Source organism: Trichocoleus sp. Lan (assembly GCF_039961855.1).
Taxonomy (GTDB): Bacteria; Cyanobacteriota; Cyanobacteriia; order Cyanobacteriales; family FACHB-T130; genus FACHB-T130.
The window spans coordinates 134151-156564 of the sequence record NZ_JAMPKA010000007.1; the positions used below are offsets into that span (position 1 = coordinate 134151).

Here is a 22414-nt window from a genome sequence, read left to right on the forward strand (position 1 = left end):
GGAAGAGTGCGATCGCGTCTCAAGTGTTATCGTCTCCGTAAATTTCAAACTTTTGTATTATTTTATACTACCTTTCCCTGGATTAGGGTTATACTTATACAATGGGAATCTGTGCGTCCAGGTAAATTGATTTTTAGGAACCGCGAAGACGCAAAGAGCGCGAAGGAAGAGAGTGAAAGGCTAGGAAAGAGTCCACGCCGAGGCAGTAACTACAACCCGAAAACCGTGATCGCTGCACCTACTAACCAGTTCATCCCTGCTACGAACCGCACTCCGACAGTACTTAGAATTGAGAAGCCACGAACCCCCACGCAACAGCCGATATCGGTTATCTGCGCTAGACTTCCACACACTCTCATCAACAGGCGCACCATTGTAGTTATCATGCCAAATATCAGCACACCATTCCCTAACAGTTCCGTGCATATCGTATAATCCAAAGGCATTCGGAGGAAAACTCCCCACTTCCGTCGTTTCCTGACGATATTTTCCCTTCGGTGCAGAGGCGTAAGTATATCTACTGTCGTAGTTCGCTACTTTAGAAGTAATTGTATCGCCAAAGTGAAAAGGTGTAGTTGTGCCTGCACGACAAGCGTATTCCCATTGGGACTCGCTGGGTAAACGATAAATTTTTCCAGTTTTTTTCGACAGTCGCGCACAAAATTCTACAGCATCCTCCCAGGATACATTTTCTACTGGTCGATTTGTACCTTTGAAGTAGGAAGGATCTGGTTGCATCTCTCTGTTGATTTTTGGCAGAGTTGCTACGACTTTCCACTGCGCTTGTGTAATGGTGAATTTTCCTATGAAAAACGGTGCTACAGTTACTTTATGTTGCGGGCTTTCCCTGCTACTTCGCCCCTTCTCCGTGTCTGGAGAACCCATCAGGAAGGTACCGCGGGGAATTTCTACCATTTCCAATGTTACCCCACCACCTAAGTCTTCAGAGAAATATTTTGCTTGCATTCTGCGGCGGTTAGTTTCTATTCCCTGTCCGTTTACTGTTACCACATCAAAATGGAACGTTTTAAGCGGTAAAGGTTGGGGAAGATTCAGAATTGTTGGCGCTACAGATAACTTTTGCAGAGTTAATGCATTTATTACATCTTCGGCTGATTGATATCGCCGTTTCGCACCTCTTTGGATCATCTTATCTAAGATGCTACGCAACTCATCACTTACAGAATTTTGCAAGTAATTCTGCCAAACCCAAGCATCTTCATCAGTATCGAATAACTCTAAAGGCTCAACATTAGTCAGCAAATGAATGCAGGTGACGCCCAAACTATATAAATCGCTGGCAAAAACTCCTTTCCCGACTGCTTGTTCTGGTGCAATATATCGAAAGTCACCAATCACTGTTCCAGTTCTGGCTAATGCGGTTCCTGTCGCAAATTTAGCTGCACCAAAATCTACTAACACAAGTTGATTATCAACCTGACGACGAATGATATTTTCTGGCTTAATATCCCGGTGAATCACCTGCTTACTATGCACAAATTTCAATACCCGCAGCAAGTCTGTCAGTAAGCTGCGAATTTCAGTTTCACTGAAAGCACCTTTTTGTTCTAATATCTGGGCTAAATTTTGTCCATTAATAAACTGTTGCACCAAATATTGACGTTTCTCTTCCTCAAAATGGGCTAACAATTCCGGAATCTGCGGATGATTGCCTAATTCTTCTAGCCGTACAGCTTCTTGATGGAATAACTCTGCTGCTTTATTAGCTGTATCCGTACCCTGTTGTATCGGAAAAAATTGCTTAATTACACAAGCTGGTTTGGACGGTTTGGCTTCATCAATTGCCCGAAAAGTCCTACCAAAACCGCCTTTTCCAAGTGGTGCTACAGCGCGGTAACGCCCTAAAAGTACCAGCTTCGTCCCGCAGTTTTTACAAAATTTGTCATTGTGGGAGTTTTGGCACTTCTGACAGGCGGGATTTAAGCAATAACTCATAAATAATTGAAAAATTTGATTAAGCGTAGGTTGGCTTGAGGTGACGAAACCCAACGCCTTTAATCAATTTGTTGGGTTGGGGAACGAATCCCAACCCAACATTTATTGTAAATAGTAAATCAGTCAGCACTTACTGACCAATTAATTATTATTAAATTCAAAAAATACTCCATATGGGCGCATATATTCCCATTATATAAATTTAGCACTTGCGCTAATACTTGTCTAGTATCTATTGCGAAGATTTAACAGAAAATTTCTGATAATAATGGTGCGTCGGTGATGATATGCACCTTATCTATGGAGCTTATTTCTGGGAAGTGCTATCGCCGTATTTAATTAAAAGCGCGATCGCTACACTCACGGCAAAAATTAAAACCATACTCAAAGACGAGCCAAATCCCCAATTTTGAGTTGCACCCAAAAACTGGTTATAAATCAAGCGAGATATCGTCATACTGGAGGCACCGCCCAGCAATTCCGGATCGACAAAATCCCCTAATGTGCTAATAAATACGAGCAAAGAACCCGCAGCAATTCCTGGTAGCGTTTGCGGGACAGTCACTTTCCAAAAAGTGTCAATCGGATTTGCCCCCAAATCCGCAGATGCCTCTAGCAACCGCCGATCCAGTTTTTCTACAGAAGCGTAAAGAATTAACACCATGTAAGGCAAATAGCTGTACCCCATCCCAATAAATACGGCTGAACTCTGGTTCAGCAACTCCAAAGCCGGAAGTCCTAAAGTCGTTAACATCGTGTTCAGGACACCCGTAGGACGCAAGATTGTAATCCAGGCGTAAGAACGCAGCAGCGATGATGTCCATAAAGGCAAGACAAAGCCTAGCAGCAGCAAATTTCGCCACTGTTTTGGTGCCATTTGACCAATCCAGTAAGCAACTGGGAATCCTAGTAAAAGACAAACGATTGTAGTGCCAATTGCAAAGAATAGCGATCGCCCGATTACCTGCAAGTAAACTGGTTGAAACACCAGCGTATAATTATCCAAACCGCTGGGATTCACCACATCCCCAGGTCGGATTCCTGGTACTAGACTCAGCTGAAAAATCACCAGCGTTGGCAGCACTAGCAACAAACCCAACCAGATACCAGCCGGACCCAGCAGCGCCATTGGTTCCAACCACTTCAAGCCGGGGCGTCTGCTGCCCATTAGCACTGGCGATTCGATTCCATCAGAGGGAGTGGGATTGGGGATAGAGGGAGGAGACGTTGGGGTAGACACGACAGAAAAAAGTTTTGAGTTTTGAGTTTTGAGTTTTGAGTTATTAATGAAAGATGATTGATATGAAGTATCAATTGTTGCTTCGATTCATCATTCAAAACTCAAGATTATTTAATGTTAGCTGCTCGTCAATCGAGTCCAATAGGATTCATAAACTTCGGCAACTTTTCCAAGCGGCGCAACGCCTTCGCATTGGGCAAGTACCGCCTCTGGGGGAAATAAAATTTGATTGTTACGGATTTCATCAGGTAGCTGATTGTAGCCAGCTTGATTGGGTGTCGCGAAACTTAAACGTTCGCAAATCTGAGCGGCGACATCAGGTTGCAACATAAAGTTAATCCAGGCATAAGCTCCTTCTGGATTGGGAGCTGTTATCGGAACGACCAGTGTGTCAGTCCACACCGAAGAACCACTCCGAGGAATTAGATATTGTAAGTTTTTATTTTCTGGAATAATTTCATTGGCATCGGATGAAAATCCCATTGCCAGCAGCAAATCCCCAGTTAAAATTTGAGTTCTCCAGGCATCAGAGGTGAAAGAAGCGAGGGCCGGTTTGAGCGCCATTAACTTTTCATACGCCTGTTTAATCTGCTGCGGGTCTTTTGAGTTGTAAGAGTACCCCAGCATTTTCAACACCGCACCCATTACTTCCCGAACATCATTCAGCAAGGTCATCCTTCGAGAAAGTGCCTGCTGATTGTCCCAGAGATAATTCCAATCTGCTGGTGGTTGCTTCAGCTTCTGGGTGTTGTAAATGAGACCCGTTGTTCCCCAGCTCAGAGGTATGCTGTAGCGGTTTTCTGGGTCATAGACGGGATTCTGGAAGCGGGGAAACAACCGATCCAAACCTACGACGCGGGAGCGATCTATTTCACTGAGCAAGCCCAGTTCCACCATCTTCCTCACCGTATAGTCAGATGGGTAAATAATGCTGTAGTCCCCGCCTCCCAATGCTTGAATCCTGGCTAGCATCGCTTCGTTGGAATCATAGACATCAGCAATGACCTTGATTCCAGTCTCTTTGGTAAAGCGTTTTAACAAATCCTCATCGGTATAGCCAGCCCAAGTGTAGAGATACAATAACTTGTTGTTGGATGCATCAGAGTTGGCGGGTGCCGAGCGCACTTGGGCAAGCGTCCAGCCGCAACCAGACATTGCCAGTCCGAGGGTAGCAGCAGCTGACGTTTGTAAAAACCTACGTCGTGTTGAGTGTTGTGGGTTCGTCCGTTGAGCAGTTGGAGGCACGGGATTCAGCAAAGTTGCACGTCAATCGTCAAAATTTAGAAGAGGAAATTAAAAACTATCAAGGTGATTTTTTAGTTTTAATTTTTAATTTTTAATTTCTCTTTAACAGTATCTTACAGATTGCTCTATAGGGAGCGGTTCACCTAGTTCGGGCGTCAGTATTTTGATAGGCAAACATTAGATTTGTAGGGGTTTCTCAAATTTCCAGTCGTCATCCTGACTTTGAGGAGATAGCCCCGGAGTGATTGAATCGGTCGCTGAGTCAATTTGTCAAGTTTTGGGGGAAAGGAGCGCAAAATCAGTGCAGCAAAGGGCTGGCAGTCATCGATGGGAATGAATACTTTTTAATGTTTGGTGGTAGCCGGAAGCGATCGCTTCCGGCGTCTCTAGCCAACGACCAATGGGTTGACCGGGTTCCCCGAAAGCAAGCGATTGCTCTGGTCTGACCATGAGATTCTAACCCTTATAGAAACTGGATTCAGCCCGGTCGCTTCTGGGAATGTCGGGAGACGCACGGATAGCGATCGCTGCATTGGCTCTAAGTATTCATTGCCAGACAATCGGTAGCTGCCCAGTGAGCATAGATAGGGGTATGCAAGGCAGGCTCAATTCCCACAGTATTCATCTGCCGAACCGTTAAGCGATCGCCTGAAAGTAACTCCACCACATAATGAACATGAGTTCCCATGTACATCACGTGCTTCAGACGACCTTCAAAGCAGTTGATTGGCATCGCTGGCGGATAGAGACTCAGCTGAATCTTCTCTGGACGCACGCATACCACAACCTCCTGGACACCAATCTCATCCCAAGGCTCCAACGGCTGCACCACAACTGGCAAACCGCTTTTGGTGACAACTTTGAGCGTTGAGTAGTCAGAAGCTTCAATCCGCCCCTCAAACAGATTGGTATCCCCAATGAAATCCGCCACAAATGGCGTTTTGGGATGCTCGTAGATTTCAGTAGGCGAACCAATTTGCTCAATCTTGCCCCCGCGCATGACTGCAATCCGGTCGGAGAGACTTAGCGCTTCCTCCTGGTCGTGCGTCACCATTACAAACGTCAAACCGAGGTCTTGATGTAAGTTGGATAATTCCACCTGCATTTGTTTACGCAGCTTCAAATCCAATGCCCCCAAGGGTTCATCCAGCAAAACCACCGCTGGACGATTCACCAGCGCCCGCGCTAAAGCCACTCGTTGCTGCTGTCCCCCAGAAAGCTGGGAAGGAAAGCGGTTAGCATAGGTTTCCATTTTGACCAGCTTCAGCGCTTCTTGCACTCGTTCGGCAATTTCTGCCCTGGGTCGCTTTTTAATCCGCAATCCGAAAGCAATATTTTCCCAAACGCTCAAATGGCTAAACAAAGCATAGCTCTGAAAGACGGTGTTCACCGGACGCCGGTGGGGCGGCACATGGTTCATCGTCTGCCCCTGAATCAGCACCTCTCCTGCCGAGGGAGTTTCAAACCCAGCCATTAAGCGCAAAGTTGTGGTCTTGCCACAGCCAGAGGGGCCTAAAATACTGAAAAATTCTCCTCGGTGGATCTCCAGATCAACCCCCCGGACTGCTGTTTCTCCATTGAATACCTTAAAAACCTTGCGGAGTTCCACATCCAGTTCATTTGTAGTCTCCGGAGAGCGTTGTTCTGCTAAAGAAGTTTGAGACATAGTTGATGATTCCCAGTGGCGATGCCCCACAGAGGTTTGAATTGCTCAACACACGCCGTCGCGTCTGTTTTGTGAAGGCTGAGCCGGTGATGCTTGGTTGAGCGTTGTTGGTTGAGCGTTGATTGCTAACTTTGGTTTATTTTAGCTGTCGGACTCAGTCCGATTGCGATTCGCTTAAAAATTTGCCATTCTTTGATTCGTTGAACCTGAAAAAGTACAGGACAAAGTACAAGTGATTCCCGCTCTGTGCTGGATGCTATTTCCACGGCACCCATTTTCAGGACACCTCCAGTTCATCTTATTGAAGTGTGACGGTACACTATGTAGGAGCAATCCCTCTGTGAATTGCCGCCCACTCAAAATACCTTTTGTTTCCCTGTTTAGAGCCAATTTATTCAGCCTCCTGCTATGACCTTAATCGCTCGGTCTTCCTCAATTGGGCGTCAATCCACCCCCCGAACTGTGGGCCGACGTCTCCAATCTGTAATTATCATGTTGCTCGTTACCTTACTCTTGGCGGGTGGGATTGGCGCTCGTTTAGTTTTTTTACAAGTGGTTCAGGGGGAACGTAACCGACAGCTGGCAGAAAACAATCGGATTCGTTTGATTCCCAAACAGCCGGCCCGAGGCACCATTTTCGACCGCAAGGGAAGAGTTTTGGCGAGCAGTCGGCTGTCTCACTCGGTTTTTTTGTGGCCCATCGCCCGCAAGCAGAAGGATTGGCCTGCTACCCTCAGCCGCCTTTCGGAACTGTTAAATGTTCCTGAGAAAGAAATTCAAAAGCAACTAGAAAAAGCCGGTTATACCTCGACCTCGCTGTTACGAATTGCTCGTGACATCAATCCTGCCCAAATTACGGCACTTGAAGAGTACAGGAGCCAACTAGAGGGCGTAGAGGTGGATATTGAAGGGGTACGAAACTACCCCAACGCTGAGGTGGGCGCTCACGTCTTAGGGTATACGGGGGAAATGAACGATGAAGAGCTAGCCAAGATGAAAGATCAAGGCTACCGCTTGGGTGATGTGATTGGTCAGATGGGTGTGGAGGCAGCTTTTGAAAAACCGCTACGGGGAGAATGGGGCGGTCAACAAGTTGAGGTAGATGGTGCGGGTCAAGTGCTGCGGATTCTTGGTCAGAAAAAGGCGAAGGCTGGGAAGGATGTGCAGTTAACGCTGGATCTGGATTTGCAGAAGGCTGCGGAGCGGGCATTGGGCGATCGCAAGGGCGCAATCGTGGCAATGGACCCCAACAATGGGGCAATTTTGGCAATGGTCAGCCGCCCAGGCTTCGATCCCAACGTTTTCTCTAAGCGGATCACCCCAGAAACTTGGAAGAAAGTACAAAGTAAGGGCAACCCCTTCGTCAACCGCGCTTTAAGAGTCTTTCCACCAGCGAGTACCTTCAAGATTGTCACGGCTAGCGCTGCGATTGAATCGGGTAAATATTCTCCGAATACGGTATTAGCAACCTATCCTTACTTAACCGTCGGTGGGATTCGGTTTGGGGAATGGAACCATGCTGGATTTGGCCCCTTGGGATTTGTTGGGGCGCTAGCGATGAGTAGCGATACTTTCTTTTATCAGATTGGTAAAGGAATAGGTGGTCCCACCTTGATTGACTGGACTCGGAAGTATGGCTTTGGTCAAAAAACGGGGATTGAGTTAGCTTCAGAAGAATTGCCGGGGTTGGTTGCGGATGCAGCCTGGAAGGAGAAGCGATTGAAGCAGGAATGGACTATCGGAGACACGGTGAATATGTCCATTGGTCAGGGCTTCTTGCAAACGACGCCGCTACAAGTTGCCGTGATGTTTGCGGTTCCGGCAAATGGTGGCTATCGAGTTAAACCCCACCTGCTCAAAGATAATGAGGCGTCCAAAAACTGGCGAGAGTCCTTGAATATGAAACCAGAAACGCTAAGGGTGGTGCGCCAAGGACTCCGGAGCGTTGTGACTAGCGGCACTGGAAAAGCGGTGAATGCGCCAACGCTACCCCCGGTTGCCGGGAAGAGTGGTACGGCAGAGGCTCCACCAGGACTGTCTCACGCCTGGTTTGGTGCCTATGCGCCTGCGGACAAGCCAAAGATTGTGGTTGTGGCGTTTGCGGAACATTCTGGAGGCGGCGGCGGTAAGGTAGCAGCCCCAATGGTGTTAAAAGTTTTGGAGGCTTATTTTCAGGTCAAGAAACCTGTTAAACCCGTTAAGTAAATTGTGAGGGGTTAGTTGTTAGTGTTTAGAGGAAAGGCTAACAACTGACTCCTCACAACTGACTCCTCACAACTGGCTCCTGACTATTGACTGCTCTCAATTTCTCTGCAACGACCTAACTTCGATGGTGCCGTTGGGTGCGAACACCACTCTGAATTGGGCGAGGGGTTCCTGTGGGACAGCGTCTGGCGAGTTGCTCGGCTGGAAGAGTTTAGGCAGGGGAGTTTCATCCTCGTAATCAAAAGCTGGTTGATTCTGTGGCTCGTAATCGGCGACGACACCGTCTTTGTTTACGGCGACACGGTATTGTAAGCTCCGTGGAAAACTGGGAGTGGCTTGCCAATTTTGCTTGAGTTGTTCGGAAAGCCGAGCTTCTAAACTCTCTATCTGAGCTGAGTCGGTAATTTCTGGACCGAGGCTGGGCTTTTCTTTATACCCATACCAGGGGCTAACTTGCGGGACGCCTCGCCTAGTAAATACCACCCGGAACTGAGCAAGCGGTTCTTTGCTGATGTCGCTACCAGTGGCAGGGATATAGAGCAATTCTGGGAGCGGAGTTTCTTCTAAGCGATCGCGTGCGGCTGAGTTAACTGGCTTGTAACCCACCACAGCTCCGTCTTTCCCTACGCCCACCCGATAAACTAAGTCTTGCCGAAACTGGCGGCGGGTCGTCCACTTCTGATAAATGTTGTTTTGCAGTTTCCGTTGTAAGAAGTACAACTGGGTGGGATCGGTCAGCTCTGGTGCTGCTGTCACCAGGGTTTCCAAGTCGGTAGCTTCAGCGCTAGATGACGTGGGGCTTGCTGTCGGCTGCTCGGACGAGACAGGGCTAGCAGGGGTCGTTAAGCTGTTGGGCTGGGGCAAGGGATCTTTGAGGTTCTTGACTTCGGGAGGGGGAACCCTAGAAAACGCGATCGCTGCCAACGCCAAACTCGTGACCCCAACTGCTGCTGGTGCGGCGCGTTGTGCCACCGGCACTTCAGCCTTCGCATAGCGTTTCGGAACCGGCGCGATTGACAGCATGATGTCTGGCAGCGTGCGACCATCAGCCAGGAACTGATCCACCGCCTCCACTAAATCAAACAGCTGTACCGTTGTGATATCAACTTGTCTTGCTTGGAGGGTTGTGGCTGTCCCACTGGATGCGCCACTATGAGTCGAGTCTCCACCACTTCCCGGCGACTCAACAATTAACCGATGCAGATGGGCATCTATTTTCTGAAACTGCACTAAACTCGGCTTGTCTTTCAGACTATGGGAGTGAGGCACCCCACTCAAGAATTCTTGAGCATAGTTGCTGGCTGCTGTCACCAGGCTTTCAAAAAAGTCACGTCCTCCCGTTAATGGCTTCTCCTTACCCGCAAAATGGCACTCAGCATTAACCAGGATAGACATTAAGGGTCGGGTGTCCACCTGACCAGCAGCTGTAGCATCGCTTAACCCTTCTAGGATCAGCGTGCAGTTAGGCAGACTGTACGGACGGCGAATAGTCATTTTCAGTTGGTGATTGGTAATTGGTAACTGGTAATTCGGGAAAAAACTAATAGGTAATTGGGAATTGGTAACTGGTAATTTGGGAAAAGTTTTAAGTTTTGAGGATTGAGTTTTTAAGTTAAGAACTTTCTTCTCGTCTCAAAACGCAACATCAATGCTCATCACTCTTATTCTTGATTACCGATTACTCCTTGTTCTATGAAAGTTACACTTCTCCATCAAAAAGGCTGCTCCAAAATCTTTGCATTCCAGACGTTCCCGTACAAAATAGCAGCTCGCTTAACAGCTCAATAGCCAGATTGTTTAACTTCTCATCAGAGTTATAGGCGGCGACACCAGCGCGTCGTGGATTCATTCGGCTCCGGAAGTGAGCGCGGAACCTTTCTAAATACTCAGACAAGCGAAAATGATGTTCTAATGGCACCTGCTTGTCACGCAGTTGTTGATAAGCCAGTAGCAGCTGCCGGATCAACACGGTTAACCGCCGTGCTAGATGGCAGACTAGGATCACCATCGCTTTGGCTTCATCCAGGGTTAGCAAACGGCGTGTATAAGATCGTCGTAGCGGGTTGCTGCTTCGGATTCGCCAAAGGTGTACCCGATTTTTGATAATTCCCTGGAGTTCCAAATCCTTCGCCACTGTCAGCATTGCTTCAGACCCTCCCAATTCCAGGGCTTCTATTGCTAGTAGCATCAGGTCAATTTGTAGCCGAGTTCGACGCGGACACCCACTTGACGACGAAATCGGTGGGTCAGGGAGATTGTCTAAAATCAGCGGCATTGACTCTCGTGGAGGACTGTTTAATGGCATTACGCTCACAGAAAGATTCATTCCAAATAGCAGGACAGTTGAACTGGTTGATGGCTCGCACGGGCTACAACGAATTGCATACAGGAATCAATGACTTTTGACGGTTACATTTGTGTCCATCTGCTATCCGATTATTTATATGCCCAGCTGGATTTTACTAAAATCAGGGTGTCGCGATCGGGATTGAAGCTTCGGGCAAGTGGATGACTTTGGAGGTGGTTGTACTTGAATCATATAGATACGACTACTCACACGCCTCAATAGCCGCCCGCTGGCTCTTGAGTGTTAGGAATGCTCCAAAACCGTGCAGCCTTCTAGTGTACGATTTTCCAGGTATATCCTTGCACATCCGGGGGAGATCCTGCCTCTGTGATGCAACGGATACCGAGTTTACCTACAACCCTCTTTTTACGAGCTGCTATGGATCTCAAGTCTCTGATACGCGACATTGCAGACTTTCCTAAACCAGGAATTCTGTTTCGGGATATAACGACGCTACTGCGAGATCCGGAAGGACTGCGCTACACCATTGAAACCTTAACCGAAAAGTGCGCCCAGTTGTCTCCAGAGTACGTCGTTGGGATGGAGTCGCGGGGTTTTATTATTGGGGCACCTCTGGCATACAAACTGGGAGTTGGGTTTATCCCCGTCCGGAAGCCTGGAAAGTTACCAGGTGCCGTTCACACGGTTGAGTATGAATTAGAGTACGGGATGGATCGCCTAGAGATGCATCAAGATGCTCTACATCCCGGAAGCCGTGTTTTGATTGTGGACGATCTGATCGCGACGGGTGGAACGGCAACGGCAACGGCTGAGCTGGTACAGAAAATTGGCTGCACCTTAGTAGGATTTGGATTTATCATCGAGCTAAGAGATTTAGGTGGGCGTCAACGACTTCCTGATGTGCCAATTGTGACGCTGGTTGAGTATTAGGGAGCAACTGCTCATGGCTAATTGCTAATTGCTAATGGAAAACAAGCTATTAAACAATTAGCGATTAGCAAGTTACAAAAATTTTGGCGATATGGGATTCTATATTTCATGACTTCTACTAGAAATTCTTCAGGTCAGAATGGGTTAACAGCTAGTTTAAATTGGCTCAAAAGGCTGGTCACAAGTGAAACTTTCCTCTACGTGGCAAAACGGCTATTACAGGCAATTTTGACTTTGTTTCTAGCCTCGACGCTGAGTTTTGCAATTAGTCAGATGGCTCCGGGAGATTATTTAGATACTTTGAGGCAGAATCCCAAAATTTCCCCGGAACGAATTGAGGAACTCAGGCAACAGTTTGGTTTGGATAAACCAGCGATTGAACAGTACCGACGGTGGCTGTGGCAGATTTTGCGCTATGGCAATTTTGGTACGAGTTTTGTCTATCAGCGTTCGGTGTCATCGCTGTTGTGGGAGCGTATCCAAGCGACATTGGAACTCGCGATCGCATCGGTGATTCTGACGTGGGCGATCGCGATTCCACTGGGGATCGTCGGTGCGGTTAACCAAAATCGCGCTAGCGATCGCCTCCTGCAAGTGCTGAGCTACGCCGGACAAGGGTTTCCCAGCTTCATCACGGCGCTGGTGTTGCTAATTTTCGCCCAGTACACTTCACCCCTATTTCCAGTCGGTGGCAGAACCAGCATCAATCACGCCGATTTATCCTGGTTCGGCAAAATTTTGGATATCGGTTGGCACATGATTTTACCCACCCTAGCGCTGAGTGTCACCAGTTTTGCAGGTTTGCAGCGAATTACCCGGGGAGAATTACTCGATGTTCTCCGCCAAGACTACATCCAGACAGCTCGTGCTAAGGGACTCCCCGAAGACCGGGTGATTTATGTTCATGCCCTCCGCAATGCGATTAATCCCCTAATAACGCTCTTAGGATTTGAGTTTGCCAGTTTGTTAAGTGGGGCATTTATTGCCGAATTTTTCTTCAATTGGCCGGGATTAGGACGGTTGATTTTACAGGCAGTTACTATCCAAGACATTTACTTAGTCATGGCAAGTTTAATTATGGGAGCGGTGATGCTGATTGTCGGCAATCTTATCGCTGATTTGTTGCTAAAAGTAGCCGATCCGAGAATTAAGTTGGAAAATCTTAAATGAGGAAATGGCTAATGGTTTCTTCCCGTCCAATTCTCAATTACGGATTAGCCTATTATCTTTGCATTTTCTATGTTTTCCCAAGTCTATTACCTAATTCGTTCGAGAGCTGATGGTCAATATCTTTTAGCTCAACCCGATACAAGTTCTTCAACCAGTAGCTCTGGCTATTTGTTGATGTTTGGCGAACATTTTGATGCGCTAAGCTATCTCAACGCCCATGCCCCAGATGTCAGCGATCGCTTTGCTGTCGAGTCTATCTCTGGAAACCAAGTAAAAGGGTTGCTCCAACGCTGGGGATTTAAGGGAATTGGGATGGTTGAAGACCCACTATTACCCAAAATTCAGTTTTTATCGCCGAGTTAAGCCAAATTATTGACTTCTATTGCCTTTTCTAAAGATTTATTGCAAGTATACCTAGGTACAGATGTCAGAAGCTCCAAAATTTGAGCAAATAAGAGAGGTCGTTCAGGCAGTTGTTTCGTCTGATCCGATCAACAAATCTTAATAGTGCTAATTTCGACAAATTAGGAGAGAGGGACTCTATGAAATCGATCCGTTTCAACCTGTCTGCTTGGATACGTCCAGTGCGTATGGCGATCGCTGCTTGTTTTTGCGCTTTAGTATTGTTCAGCTATGCAACCCCAGCCTACAGCAGCACAAAAACCCCCGCAGGATATAGCGGCACCAACAGTCGCCCCGGAGACGGAGAAGCCAATCTGACGAAGATTGAAGAGAAATCACAAAAGGCGGTTCTGAAAGACCCCTATTCGCTTAAGGAGACTCAGAAGGAAGCCCAGCAGGGTCTGAATGAAATTCAAGGATCTGCTGATGCTGAGAAGATGAGTACCAACGAAAATTCGCAAGGCGTCCAATCAGTTGAACAAAAAGTTCAGAAAGCTCTGGAAGGCATTACCGGCAAAGACTAAGGAAATAGTATTTGCTCAAGACTGAGCGCCCTAGTATCTGCTGAGTGCGGATGCAGGGTCTCATCATCAGGGCAACTCCGCAGGGGTTGTTCTTGATGTTATATAGGGCAGGCAGGAGTCTGCCTTGTTTTTTTTAGGCTGGCGATGCTGAAACGCTGGCTCGTTAGACCGTGTGACGGCAATAATGCCCTAGAATTGGAGTTCTCTTGTGGCTTGAGGTCTAAGTTCAGTCTTCAAGCAAGACGGTTAAGTAATTTGGCAATGTGGACAACAATCTGTCCGCGCGCTCAAATAATTTGGCAATCAACAGATAACAATGACAAATAATTAGTTAATTGACCCGAGAAGAAGCGGGTGGCGAGAATCGAACTCGCATCATCAGCTTGGAAGGCTGAGGTTTTACCACTAAACTACACCCGCAAATTGAGGTATGGTCAAACCATAACTAGATTACTATACCACAATTTTTCAGAGCTTGAGTAGGGGAGAAGTGCATTTTTTCACTGGGAGAGAGGAGAAACTCGGATAGAGACTTCCAGCAAGCTGTCAACGGCTCCACCTCCCATGTAAGCGGGTTGAAATCTCCAACCTTGAATTAGCTCATTGACAAACTGCGAATCGTTTAAATTTCCGCTTCCTTGCAGCACTCGCTGAACTGACGGTTTGCCCGTGTTATCAATCAACAATAAAACTTCCAAGACGATAGGCTGGTCGGGAGCTTGCCCTGTTAGCAGCGGATAATCAAGGTCGGGAATTTGTTTCTGCTGTTGCTGCGGTACGGCTAATTGGTTCGGCTCATCAGTGCCAGCGTTACCAGAGCGGACATTGAACAAAGTTGCCACAACGCCTCTACCTTGGGCTGCGGGCGCTGCGGGTGCGGGTGACGGTGCGCTTTGTGCCTCCTCAGCAGACGGTGCGGGTGGAATGGGAGCTGGGGCTGGTGGGGCTGGGCTTGCCTGTACGGGAGGATCTGGCGGAGGGGTGACAGGAGCTGGGGATGGTTCGACGGGTTGGGACGATGATGGCTGCGGTTGAGATGGCGGTGCAGGTGCGGGGGTTCCTGCATCTTGGGAGGATGACCCCAAGGGACGACCCGTTTCAGGGGGTTGTTGCGGCACCAATGGCGGGCGCGGAGCAGGTGTAGGGATGATGGGTCTGGTCGCAACCACATCAGAGTTCGGCTGCTGTCTTTGCGGGGTAGAAGGCGAGTTAGCGGTAGGGTTTTGAGCTTGAGGGAAAGGATTTAGACGGATTCTGAAAGAGCGTTGAATCCTCGGTTGAGAATTTACAGGAGGATTTTCTTGAGGCTGCGCGGGTATCGGCTGCTGTACAGGGCTTCTACCTGGAACGTTAAAATTGCGATCGCTCTCTTGTCTTTGTTGGGGAGTTACCGCTTGTGGCTCTAACCTCTCTTCGGAATAGGCAACGGAGGTAATTAGCTCAACAGGAATGGGTTCCGTAGCCACATCGACGCTGGCAGATCCCATGATTACCCGCTGCAACATCCACATCCCCAATACATGGACAATTACAGAAATTAGAGTGTAAATACTCCACAGCGTGGATGATGTAGACCGATTCCGGGCATCGACTCGCTGCTGGGAGGCGATCGCATCTGGCTTCTCTAAGGGAGGTGGAGCCGATGCACTAACGAGATGTAAGTGCCGAGTCGGAGGACTCTGAGCCGGATCGTTGGGGCGCTGGTTTGGTAGTGCCATTCTCAAAACTTGAAGGACTCTTATTGTTAGAAACAGTAGACGTTCACCTGAATCCGCTACGTTCCAGAAAATTTGTCAGAAAAAGAATGAACAGAGACAGCGAACTGAGAATAACCACCAAAATCAAGGCGGTGTTGTCGCGTCCCGACTGAACGGCTTCGTAGATTGCCATTGGCATCGTTTGCGTGACACCGGGAATATTCCCCGCAATCATTAAAGTTGCGCCAAATTCCCCTAAAGCGCGGGCAAAACTGAGGACAATTCCTGCAAGGATACCTTTCCAGGCTAAAGGCAACCAAACGCGCCAGAGGGTTTGCAGATTCGATTGACCCAATGTCGCAGCGGCTTGTAAGTAAACGGGGTCAACACTTTCTAAAGCTGCTTTTGTCGTTTTTACCATCAGCGGTAACGCCATAATGCTTGCCGCCAAGACTGCGCCTTGCCAGGTAAAAATGGGCGTCCAACCAGTCGCTTCGTAGAGAGGGCGTCCGATTAACCCCTGGCGTCCAAAGAGAACCAGCAGATAAAATCCCACCACAGTCGGCGGCAAAATTAGGGGCAGCGTGACGATGGCATCCACCCAGTTTCGACCGGGAAAGCGGTAACGTGCCAACAGGTAGCCCAGCAGTCCCCCTGCGATCGCGACGAAGACGGTGGAAATCAGCGCCACCCACAACGATAAGCGCAAAGCGGAGAACAGTGCTGAGGACTGAGGACTCAGCACTTTATTCAGTCCCCAGCACTTTCTTTAAGTTCAACCGCAAAGGTGAGAACGGTTTCATCGATGCCTTTGAGCTTGAGTGGGCTGCACTTGGTCATTTCCTGCTCGTCCAGGTAATCGGCAACGGCAGCAGAAACCAGGATACAATTCGGCTCCGCTGCTTCTTGAAGGCGAGAGGCAATATTCACGCTAGGGCCGATAGCCGTGTAATCCGACCGTTGATTGCCTCCGAACATTCCCACCACGGCGGTTCCTTGGTGAATGCCGCAGCGAAACTGGACGGGTGCGCGATCGCTCGTGCCCACAATGCCTGCCTCCAACCATTTCTGATTGAGTTGCTCCAAAGAAGCGTGCATTTGTCGCGCCGCACCGATCGCCCGTCGTACCTGCTCGTTGGGTGTCAGTTCCTCTGGGGCACCAAACAGCGCTAAAATTGCGTCCCCCATAAACTTATCCACCGTGCCACCGTTATCAAACACGGCTTTGGTCATTGCTTCTAGATATTCATTAAGCAACTCAGCCACTCGTCGCGCTCGTAAGGTATTTGCCAAACTGGTAAAACCCACGATGTCGCTAAATAAAACCGTAACCAACCTAGGTTCCGGACTCAAATCCAGCATCAGTTCGCCTTTTGCCGCCTTTTGCACCATCGTTGGAGGTAAAAAGCGCTTCAACACCGACTCGGTTAGGTAAGAATTCAGCTCCACCACCCGGCGCTCATTTTCCTTTAGCGCTAGCAAATTGTGGACTAACGCTAACAATTCCCGGTCGTTAAATGGCTTAGCGAGATAAGCATCTGCTCCCCTCTCGGTGCCTTCAATGCGAGTATCTTCGTCTACTTTGGCGGTGAGCAAAATAATCGGCGTTCCCTTGAGTTCTGGGTTGTCCCGAAGCATCCGAATCATATCCAAACCAGACACCAAGGGCATCATCAAATCGGTGACGATTAGATCGGGACGCCTTTCCTTAGCAACGGCGAATCCTTCGCTGCCGTTTCGAGCCATGCAGACTTGATAGCCATCATTGAGCAAAATCCGAGATACATAAGCTCGTAAATCCGGATTGTCGTCCACCACTAAGACGGTGTGAATGACTGAGGAATTGACGCTGGAGGCGGATGCTGGTTGTGATTCTGTTGGCAATAAATTTAGAGAAGATTCTGCTTGTTCATCTTGCCTTAAACGTTCCCAGTCTTCAGTTTCTTGTTCTATCTCCAAATCTGCTAATTCCACAGCAGCGCGATTGGATTGGACTTCAGTTGGTACTTCCAACACCTGATCCAACGGTAGGTGTGCGGTTCCAGTTTGCAGCCAAACGGTAAAGGTGCTGCCTTCTCGGTAAACCGACTCGACAGAAATTTGACCGCCGTGGAGTTCCACCAATTCTTTCACCAGCGCTAAACCCAAGCCACTGCCTTCATAGGAGCGATTGACTGACCCTTCTGCTTGACGGAAGCGCTCAAACAGATGGGGGATTTGTTCCGGGCGAATGCCAATGCCAGTGTCTGAAACCTGGATTCGGACGTGATCTCCAGCGGGTTGCACCAGCACGGCTATCGTACCTCCCGCTTCGGTAAATTTCATAGCATTGGATAAAAGGTTGTAGAGTACCTTGTCAAATCTTTCTAAATCTAAATAAACCGGCTGACAGGGTTTTATTTCCAACGTCAGATGCAAGCCTTTTTTCTCGCAGTAGGGGCGAAAAGCTTCGACAATGGTTTCGATAAATTCTACTAAGTTACAAGGACGGAAACTGGCTTGCATTCGACCGGCGTCGAGTCGTTGGATATCCAGCAGTTGATTGACCAGTCGCAGTAAGCGGCGGGAGTTGCGTAGGGCGATCGCAGCTTGGTCGTAGGGCATATCCTGATGCTGATTGACCGCTGACTCTAGCGGCCCTAGCATCAGAGTCAGCGGCGTGCGAAATTCGTGAGAAACGTTCTGGAAAAACTCGGTTTTCTGCCGGTCTAATTCCAGTAACCGCTCCGCCTGCTGCCGAGTTTTTTGATACAGTCGGGACTGCGTGACTGCGATCGCTGCCTGTGCTGCCACCGCCTGCGCTAATTCAACCTCGGAAGCGTGCCAGCGGCGAGGTCGGTTCGTTTGGCGCAAGGTGATGCTACCAATAATCTGACCATCAGAGAGTAACGGTACCACCAACAGCGCCCGCGCCGGACTCCGCAGCGGGAGATCGAACCCGTTCATTTCGGGGTTCCGATCCAGATCGTGGACTGCCACGGGGTTTTGTGTATTTAGCAGCTGTTGCAACACCGGATTTCCGGCAATTGGGACAACCGAGTGGGGTAATTGAGGATTCTTCGCTTGCAGCGAAGTATGATTGCCGAGATGCGGAGCTAATTGCATTTTGGTGACAAATGCTTCGCTTGTACGGTCGAAAATCGGATCCTCGCTCACCGATGTATCCAGCACCAGGCTTTCTGCCCCGTCATACAAGCCCACGCACTGAACAAACTCATCCTCTCTCCGCCACAGAGACAGGGCACAGCCATCCACTTGCAAGGCTTGTCCCAACTGTTGCGTAATTGCTGCAAAGATGTCCTGCGGGTCAAGGCTAGAGCGGATTGCCGTTGTAATCGTATTGACAAGTGCCTCTCTTTGTGCTAGTCGAGAAACCTGTTCGTAAGCCCGCGCCTGGGAAAGAGCCAGAGCCGCTTGATCCGCCACCATCACCACCAACTGAATCTCATCATCCTGCCAGACGCGCGGCTGTCCGCACTGGTGCAGCGCCAGAACTGCCATCAATTCCAGTTGGCAATACAGCGGCACCACCAAGCTAGAGTGGATATCCGCCTGTCGCATTGCCTCTAGGCGTTGCCTAATTACAGGGGTATCGCCTGGAAGTCGCTCATCCGTTTCGACATCATTAATGACTTCTACATCGTGCGTTTCCCACACCAACTGGCTGAGAACTGAGGACTGAAGACTCAAGACTGAGTGGGGATCTTCATTGTGCTGCCCAGTCTCGCTCTCTCCCAAAGAAGACTCAGGGAGCAAAACTGAAGACGGAGCCGTATATTCTAGTGACTCCTGACTCCCGCCTTCTTCCTCCGTCCTCTGTCCTGCCGTTCTCTGTCCTGACGATGGACTCAGTTCGGAAATGATGAGTCCTGAGGATTGCCGCTTGCCTTTTGCCTCTTGTCGCTGATAAATGAATCCTTCATCTGCCATCCCATCCTCCTGGAAGGGACGCAAAATGCACACGCTGACCTCCAGCATATGACCCACGGTTTCCACAATCGTCTGGAGGACTTGCTGAAGGGGCGAACCGCCCCGCCGGTACTGGGCGTTGCGAATGGTATTCGTGACTGTATTGAGCAGCGATTCGCGGCGCAGCGTCCGGCACAGTTCCTCAGTCCGAACCTTCAAAACGTTGTGGGTATCCATTGCCTGCTGCACCAGCGCTTTTAGCTCAGCTGCATCCCAGGGTTTGGTGACGTACTTGAAGACCTTTCCGGCGTTGATAGCTTCCACCAAATCTTCCACATCGGTGTAACCCGTCAAAATTATCCGGATAATATCTGGGTACTGGGTGGCGGTGAGGCTGAGAAATTCTGTGCCGCTCATCAGGGGCATCCGCTGATCCGAGATGATCACGGCAACATCCCCCTCATGCGCCAGAATCTCCAGCGCCGCAGGGCCGTTATCTGCCCTGAGTACCTTATATTCTCGATGAAAAGTGCGATAGAGCAGGTCGAGGTTATCGGGTTCGTCATCGACGACCAGAATTTTGGGCTTTTTACTGGCTTGGGATTTCATGCCCCGCTCTCCTGCTGTAGTATGGTGCAGCTCATGCCTACGCCCATGCAAATGCAAAACAGTCTCCATTTCATGCACAGATTATTCCAGCGATTGAGATGGAAAAGCAGATGGGAGATAAAGATAGACGCTCCCTATCCAAGCTACTATCCGCATCCCACTGTTTCCGAATCCGGAAGCTGTGGAAATTGCCTGGTTGCACCCTAATTAATCTTAATTTTTCAGTTTCAGTACTGCTGTACCTTCTGGTGTCGATTTTCGAGAAACACCCCGGTTCTGGCTCATGCTCCCCGCTCCCCTTGCGGGGAAGCCTTGGTCCTACCCAACAGCGGTTCCTGAGAAATCGGGGTAGGGTGTAGGCAATGCTTATGGTCGTCAGACGACTGACAACGAACCTACCCAGTTCAATAACTTTTTGGGGAGAAAATGCACTTGTCACTTACTTTTTATTTAAAATACCCGCTCTTCATTTCTGACTTTAACGTTTGGGCGTGGATCTCAGTTATAACTACTGCGATCGCGCTTCCATATCCCCTGCTCCGAAATTGATCGATAACAGGCTGTTAGAGAAATACCTGGACGAGCGCTGCTGCTCCGGACAGGATAGCGATGCTGGCTCTACCGTCCGATGCCAATTTTCCCTAGGCCGATGCACTCCTTGTACAATAGTATCCTTGCTGGAACAAAAGAAGCTTTGCCTAAGGTAGGCATTCTTCCCGGCTAGGGCAACCTAGAAACTCTCCAGCCTAGCAACTTATCAATCTTCCCAGTTAATTCATTTTGCTCCAGTACCCCGATCTTAAACCTGCAAAAATCACTGCAAAATGATCTAGGATGAAACCTGCTAGATATCCAATTTACGCTCGGCTGTGAATCCCTGCTTTCCACTCTTGCACCGCCAACCTGAAAGAGCTGCACAACCGAATGGTGCCTCTCACTTTATCATCCGGGCAGCCCACCAAAATGATGTGACCAGCCTCACCGAGATCCTGGCAGATAGCTTTCACCCTCGGTCAGGAATTTGGGCTTTGGCCTATCCGTTATTTCGACTGGGAATTTACGAAGATTTACGCAATCGACTGCGCTTGATTCCTCCGAATTACATCTGTTTAGCCGCTGTCGCTTCGGGTAGTACCAATCAGGGGAGAGGAGAGGATTCATCCCCGTCCCCAAAAGCACAAGAACGCCAAGGAACAAATGCTGATTCCGTGGTGGGGACGGTTGAAATGGGGCTTCGTCCCTGTTCCTGGCAACCGTGGAGTTCTCAATATCCTTACATCTCGAATTTGGCTGTCCACCGCTCGTGTCGGCGACGGGGAGTCGCGCAGCAGTTACTGCTGCGCTGCGAACGAACCGCATTGGAATGGGGATTCTGCGACCTCTACCTGCACGTGTTAGAAAACAATCATCAAGCACGGCAGCTTTATCTGAAGGCGGGATATCACCTACACCATAGCGATCCCAGATGGAGTGACTGGCTGCTGGGGCGTCCTCGACGGCTGTTCTTGCACAAACACTTGCCTTGTGGAAGCTAAAATAACCCTCCCCTCGCCTCCCTGAGATTCTCTAGATTTGAGGATGATTGGGTCGAAAATTGCTAGCTAGAAAAGACGTTTAATCAATTCAATCAGTCTTTAAATCAGTCAGTGACTCTTGCTTGTCGCAACTTCACATTAACTTTAAACAATTGTCACTTTTGGGGGTAGATTATTGAAGAATACCCAACATAGTAAGGTTGTGGGCGACTACTGGCTGGTATATTTCCTGCGCTCGGACAAGATGCCATAAAATAAAATTAAGAATTACCGCTTGGTGACTTATACTAATGTCAAATGTTTTGATAATGTAATTATTGTTTACATACATAATAGATGGCAAACTGAATCTCAAGCTTGCAATCCATCCAGAACTAACAGACTTGGGTTTGCCTCTGTACTTCCGGTTCGGGTGCATGCCCAAAGAAAAAATATAGCAGTAAGAGTTGACATGGATAGCGACAACCAACAGCGCTACCAGACTGTCCTATACAAAGCGGATGCCAATCAAAGCCCTACCTGTGTCGCCCGCTCTCAAGGCTCTAATGGCATGAATAATGAAAGCCCGAACCCTGACGAGGAATCGTCTGATATCCTTAATCAGCTGCATGATAAACATCTGTTAATCGTGAATAGTCGCCGTCGGAATGGCTTGATCCTCTACAAACACTACCATGCAGAGTTTGCTGGGCCAGGAGCGGCTGTGGGCGGATTGTTTGATGTGGATGCGAAATGGGTGTTGCCAGTGGGCAATTTGTCATTGGTAACTCCTGAATCCGCTCAGGAGCGGCAGAATGCTTATTTGATTCGGAGACAGTGGATTAGACTCACGAAACAAATTACGGATAACCCCGTGCCGCTGCAACGAGCACAGAAGATCCTCGAACAGTTTAAGCAGTTCTTTGGCACGGAGACGCTGACGCAAGTACCTGACGATGCCTTTGCGCTGTTGGTGGGGGTGTTGCCAGATACTATCCGCAGGGCACGGGATTTGGAGGATTAATTAAAAATTAAAAAC

The 22414-nt window shown here is 48.8% G+C and carries 17 protein-coding genes and 1 tRNA gene; 8 read left to right on the plus strand and 10 right to left on the minus strand.

Annotated features, from left to right (window positions below; translation table 11 throughout):
* Positions 1 to 180: 180 nt before the first annotated feature.
* The 3 genes from NDA03_RS08535 to NDA03_RS08545 form a co-directional block, all read right to left on the minus strand.
* A complete protein-coding gene (locus tag NDA03_RS08535) occupies positions 181 to 1956 on the minus strand; it encodes an SUMF1/EgtB/PvdO family nonheme iron enzyme (protein ID WP_348237821.1) in 1776 nt (591 codons plus the stop codon).
* A gap of 307 nt (positions 1957 to 2263) precedes the next feature.
* Positions 2264 to 3124 (minus strand): ABC transporter permease, encoded by an 861-nt coding sequence (locus NDA03_RS08540; RefSeq protein ID WP_190415042.1) that lies wholly within the window; start codon positions 3122 to 3124, stop codon positions 2264 to 2266.
* 189 nt (positions 3125 to 3313) lie between these two features.
* On the minus strand, positions 3314 to 4351 hold the full coding sequence (locus NDA03_RS08545; RefSeq protein ID WP_190426070.1) for a spermidine/putrescine ABC transporter substrate-binding protein: 1038 nt from the start codon (positions 4349 to 4351) through the stop codon (positions 3314 to 3316).
* Between the two features lie 335 nt (positions 4352 to 4686).
* Here NDA03_RS08545 and NDA03_RS08550 point away from each other — a divergent pair, with 335 nt between their 5' ends.
* The gene (locus NDA03_RS08550; protein ID WP_190414965.1) at positions 4687 to 4887 is read left to right on the plus strand and encodes a hypothetical protein; all 201 of its coding nucleotides are present in this window, start codon (positions 4687 to 4689) and stop codon (positions 4885 to 4887) included.
* 92 nt (positions 4888 to 4979) lie between these two features.
* Here NDA03_RS08550 and NDA03_RS08555 read toward each other — a convergent pair whose 3' ends face one another.
* On the minus strand, positions 4980 to 6107 hold the full coding sequence (locus tag NDA03_RS08555) for an ABC transporter ATP-binding protein (RefSeq protein ID WP_348233838.1): 1128 nt from the start codon (positions 6105 to 6107) through the stop codon (positions 4980 to 4982).
* Between the two features lie 408 nt (positions 6108 to 6515).
* Between NDA03_RS08555 and mrdA the strand changes: the two genes are divergently transcribed.
* Positions 6516 to 8312, plus strand: a complete 1797-nt coding sequence (mrdA, locus tag NDA03_RS08560; protein WP_190414963.1) for a penicillin-binding protein 2 — start codon at positions 6516 to 6518, stop codon at positions 8310 to 8312.
* A gap of 96 nt (positions 8313 to 8408) precedes the next feature.
* Here the strand turns inward: mrdA and NDA03_RS08565 are convergent, their stop codons facing one another.
* Positions 8409 to 9806: a DUF4335 domain-containing protein gene (locus tag NDA03_RS08565; RefSeq protein WP_190414962.1), complete on the minus strand. Its 1398-nt coding sequence runs from the start codon at positions 9804 to 9806 to the stop codon at positions 8409 to 8411.
* 205 nt (positions 9807 to 10011) lie between these two features.
* Positions 10012 to 10638 (minus strand): DUF3038 domain-containing protein, encoded by a 627-nt coding sequence (locus tag NDA03_RS08570; RefSeq protein WP_190414961.1) that lies wholly within the window; start codon positions 10636 to 10638, stop codon positions 10012 to 10014.
* 399 nt (positions 10639 to 11037) lie between these two features.
* Between NDA03_RS08570 and NDA03_RS08575 the strand changes: the two genes are divergently transcribed.
* From NDA03_RS08575 to NDA03_RS08590, 4 genes are all read left to right on the plus strand, one after another.
* Entirely contained in the window at positions 11038 to 11550 is a 513-nt protein-coding gene (locus tag NDA03_RS08575) for an adenine phosphoribosyltransferase (RefSeq protein WP_190426067.1), read from the plus strand.
* 108 nt (positions 11551 to 11658) lie between these two features.
* Positions 11659 to 12720: an ABC transporter permease gene (locus NDA03_RS08580; RefSeq protein ID WP_190414959.1), complete on the plus strand. Its 1062-nt coding sequence runs from the start codon at positions 11659 to 11661 to the stop codon at positions 12718 to 12720.
* A 69-nt stretch (positions 12721 to 12789) separates the two neighbouring features.
* Positions 12790 to 13083, plus strand: coding sequence for a hypothetical protein (locus NDA03_RS08585; protein WP_190431952.1), 294 nt, complete (start codon positions 12790 to 12792; stop codon positions 13081 to 13083).
* A gap of 179 nt (positions 13084 to 13262) precedes the next feature.
* Positions 13263 to 13646 carry a low temperature-induced protein gene (locus tag NDA03_RS08590; protein WP_348237822.1) on the plus strand — a complete coding sequence of 128 codons (384 nt, stop codon included), beginning with the start codon at positions 13263 to 13265 and terminating at the stop codon, positions 13644 to 13646.
* Between the two features lie 349 nt (positions 13647 to 13995).
* Here NDA03_RS08590 and NDA03_RS08595 read toward each other — a convergent pair.
* The 4 genes from NDA03_RS08595 to NDA03_RS08610 all read right to left on the minus strand — a co-directional run bounded on the left by NDA03_RS08595 (position 13996) and on the right by NDA03_RS08610 (position 19861).
* Positions 13996 to 14066 (minus strand) — tRNA-Gly (locus NDA03_RS08595).
* An 80-nt stretch (positions 14067 to 14146) separates the two neighbouring features.
* Positions 14147 to 15364 (minus strand): hypothetical protein, encoded by a 1218-nt coding sequence (locus tag NDA03_RS08600; protein ID WP_348237823.1) that lies wholly within the window; start codon positions 15362 to 15364, stop codon positions 14147 to 14149.
* A 43-nt stretch (positions 15365 to 15407) separates the two neighbouring features.
* Entirely contained in the window at positions 15408 to 16088 is a 681-nt protein-coding gene (modB, locus tag NDA03_RS08605; RefSeq protein ID WP_348237824.1) for a molybdate ABC transporter permease subunit, read from the minus strand.
* 5 nt (positions 16089 to 16093) lie between these two features.
* Positions 16094 to 19861 carry a response regulator gene (locus NDA03_RS08610; RefSeq protein ID WP_348237825.1) on the minus strand — a complete coding sequence of 1256 codons (3768 nt, stop codon included), beginning with the start codon at positions 19859 to 19861 and terminating at the stop codon, positions 16094 to 16096.
* An 869-nt stretch (positions 19862 to 20730) separates the two neighbouring features.
* Here NDA03_RS08610 and NDA03_RS08615 point away from each other — a divergent pair.
* Both NDA03_RS08615 and NDA03_RS08620 read left to right on the plus strand, forming a co-directional pair.
* Complete coding sequence (locus NDA03_RS08615) at positions 20731 to 21396, plus strand: GNAT family N-acetyltransferase (protein WP_348237826.1); 666 nt, start codon at positions 20731 to 20733, stop codon at positions 21394 to 21396.
* Between the two features lie 451 nt (positions 21397 to 21847).
* Positions 21848 to 22399 (plus strand): hypothetical protein, encoded by a 552-nt coding sequence (locus tag NDA03_RS08620; RefSeq protein ID WP_190414951.1) that lies wholly within the window; start codon positions 21848 to 21850, stop codon positions 22397 to 22399.
* Positions 22400 to 22414: the final 15 nt, after the last annotated feature.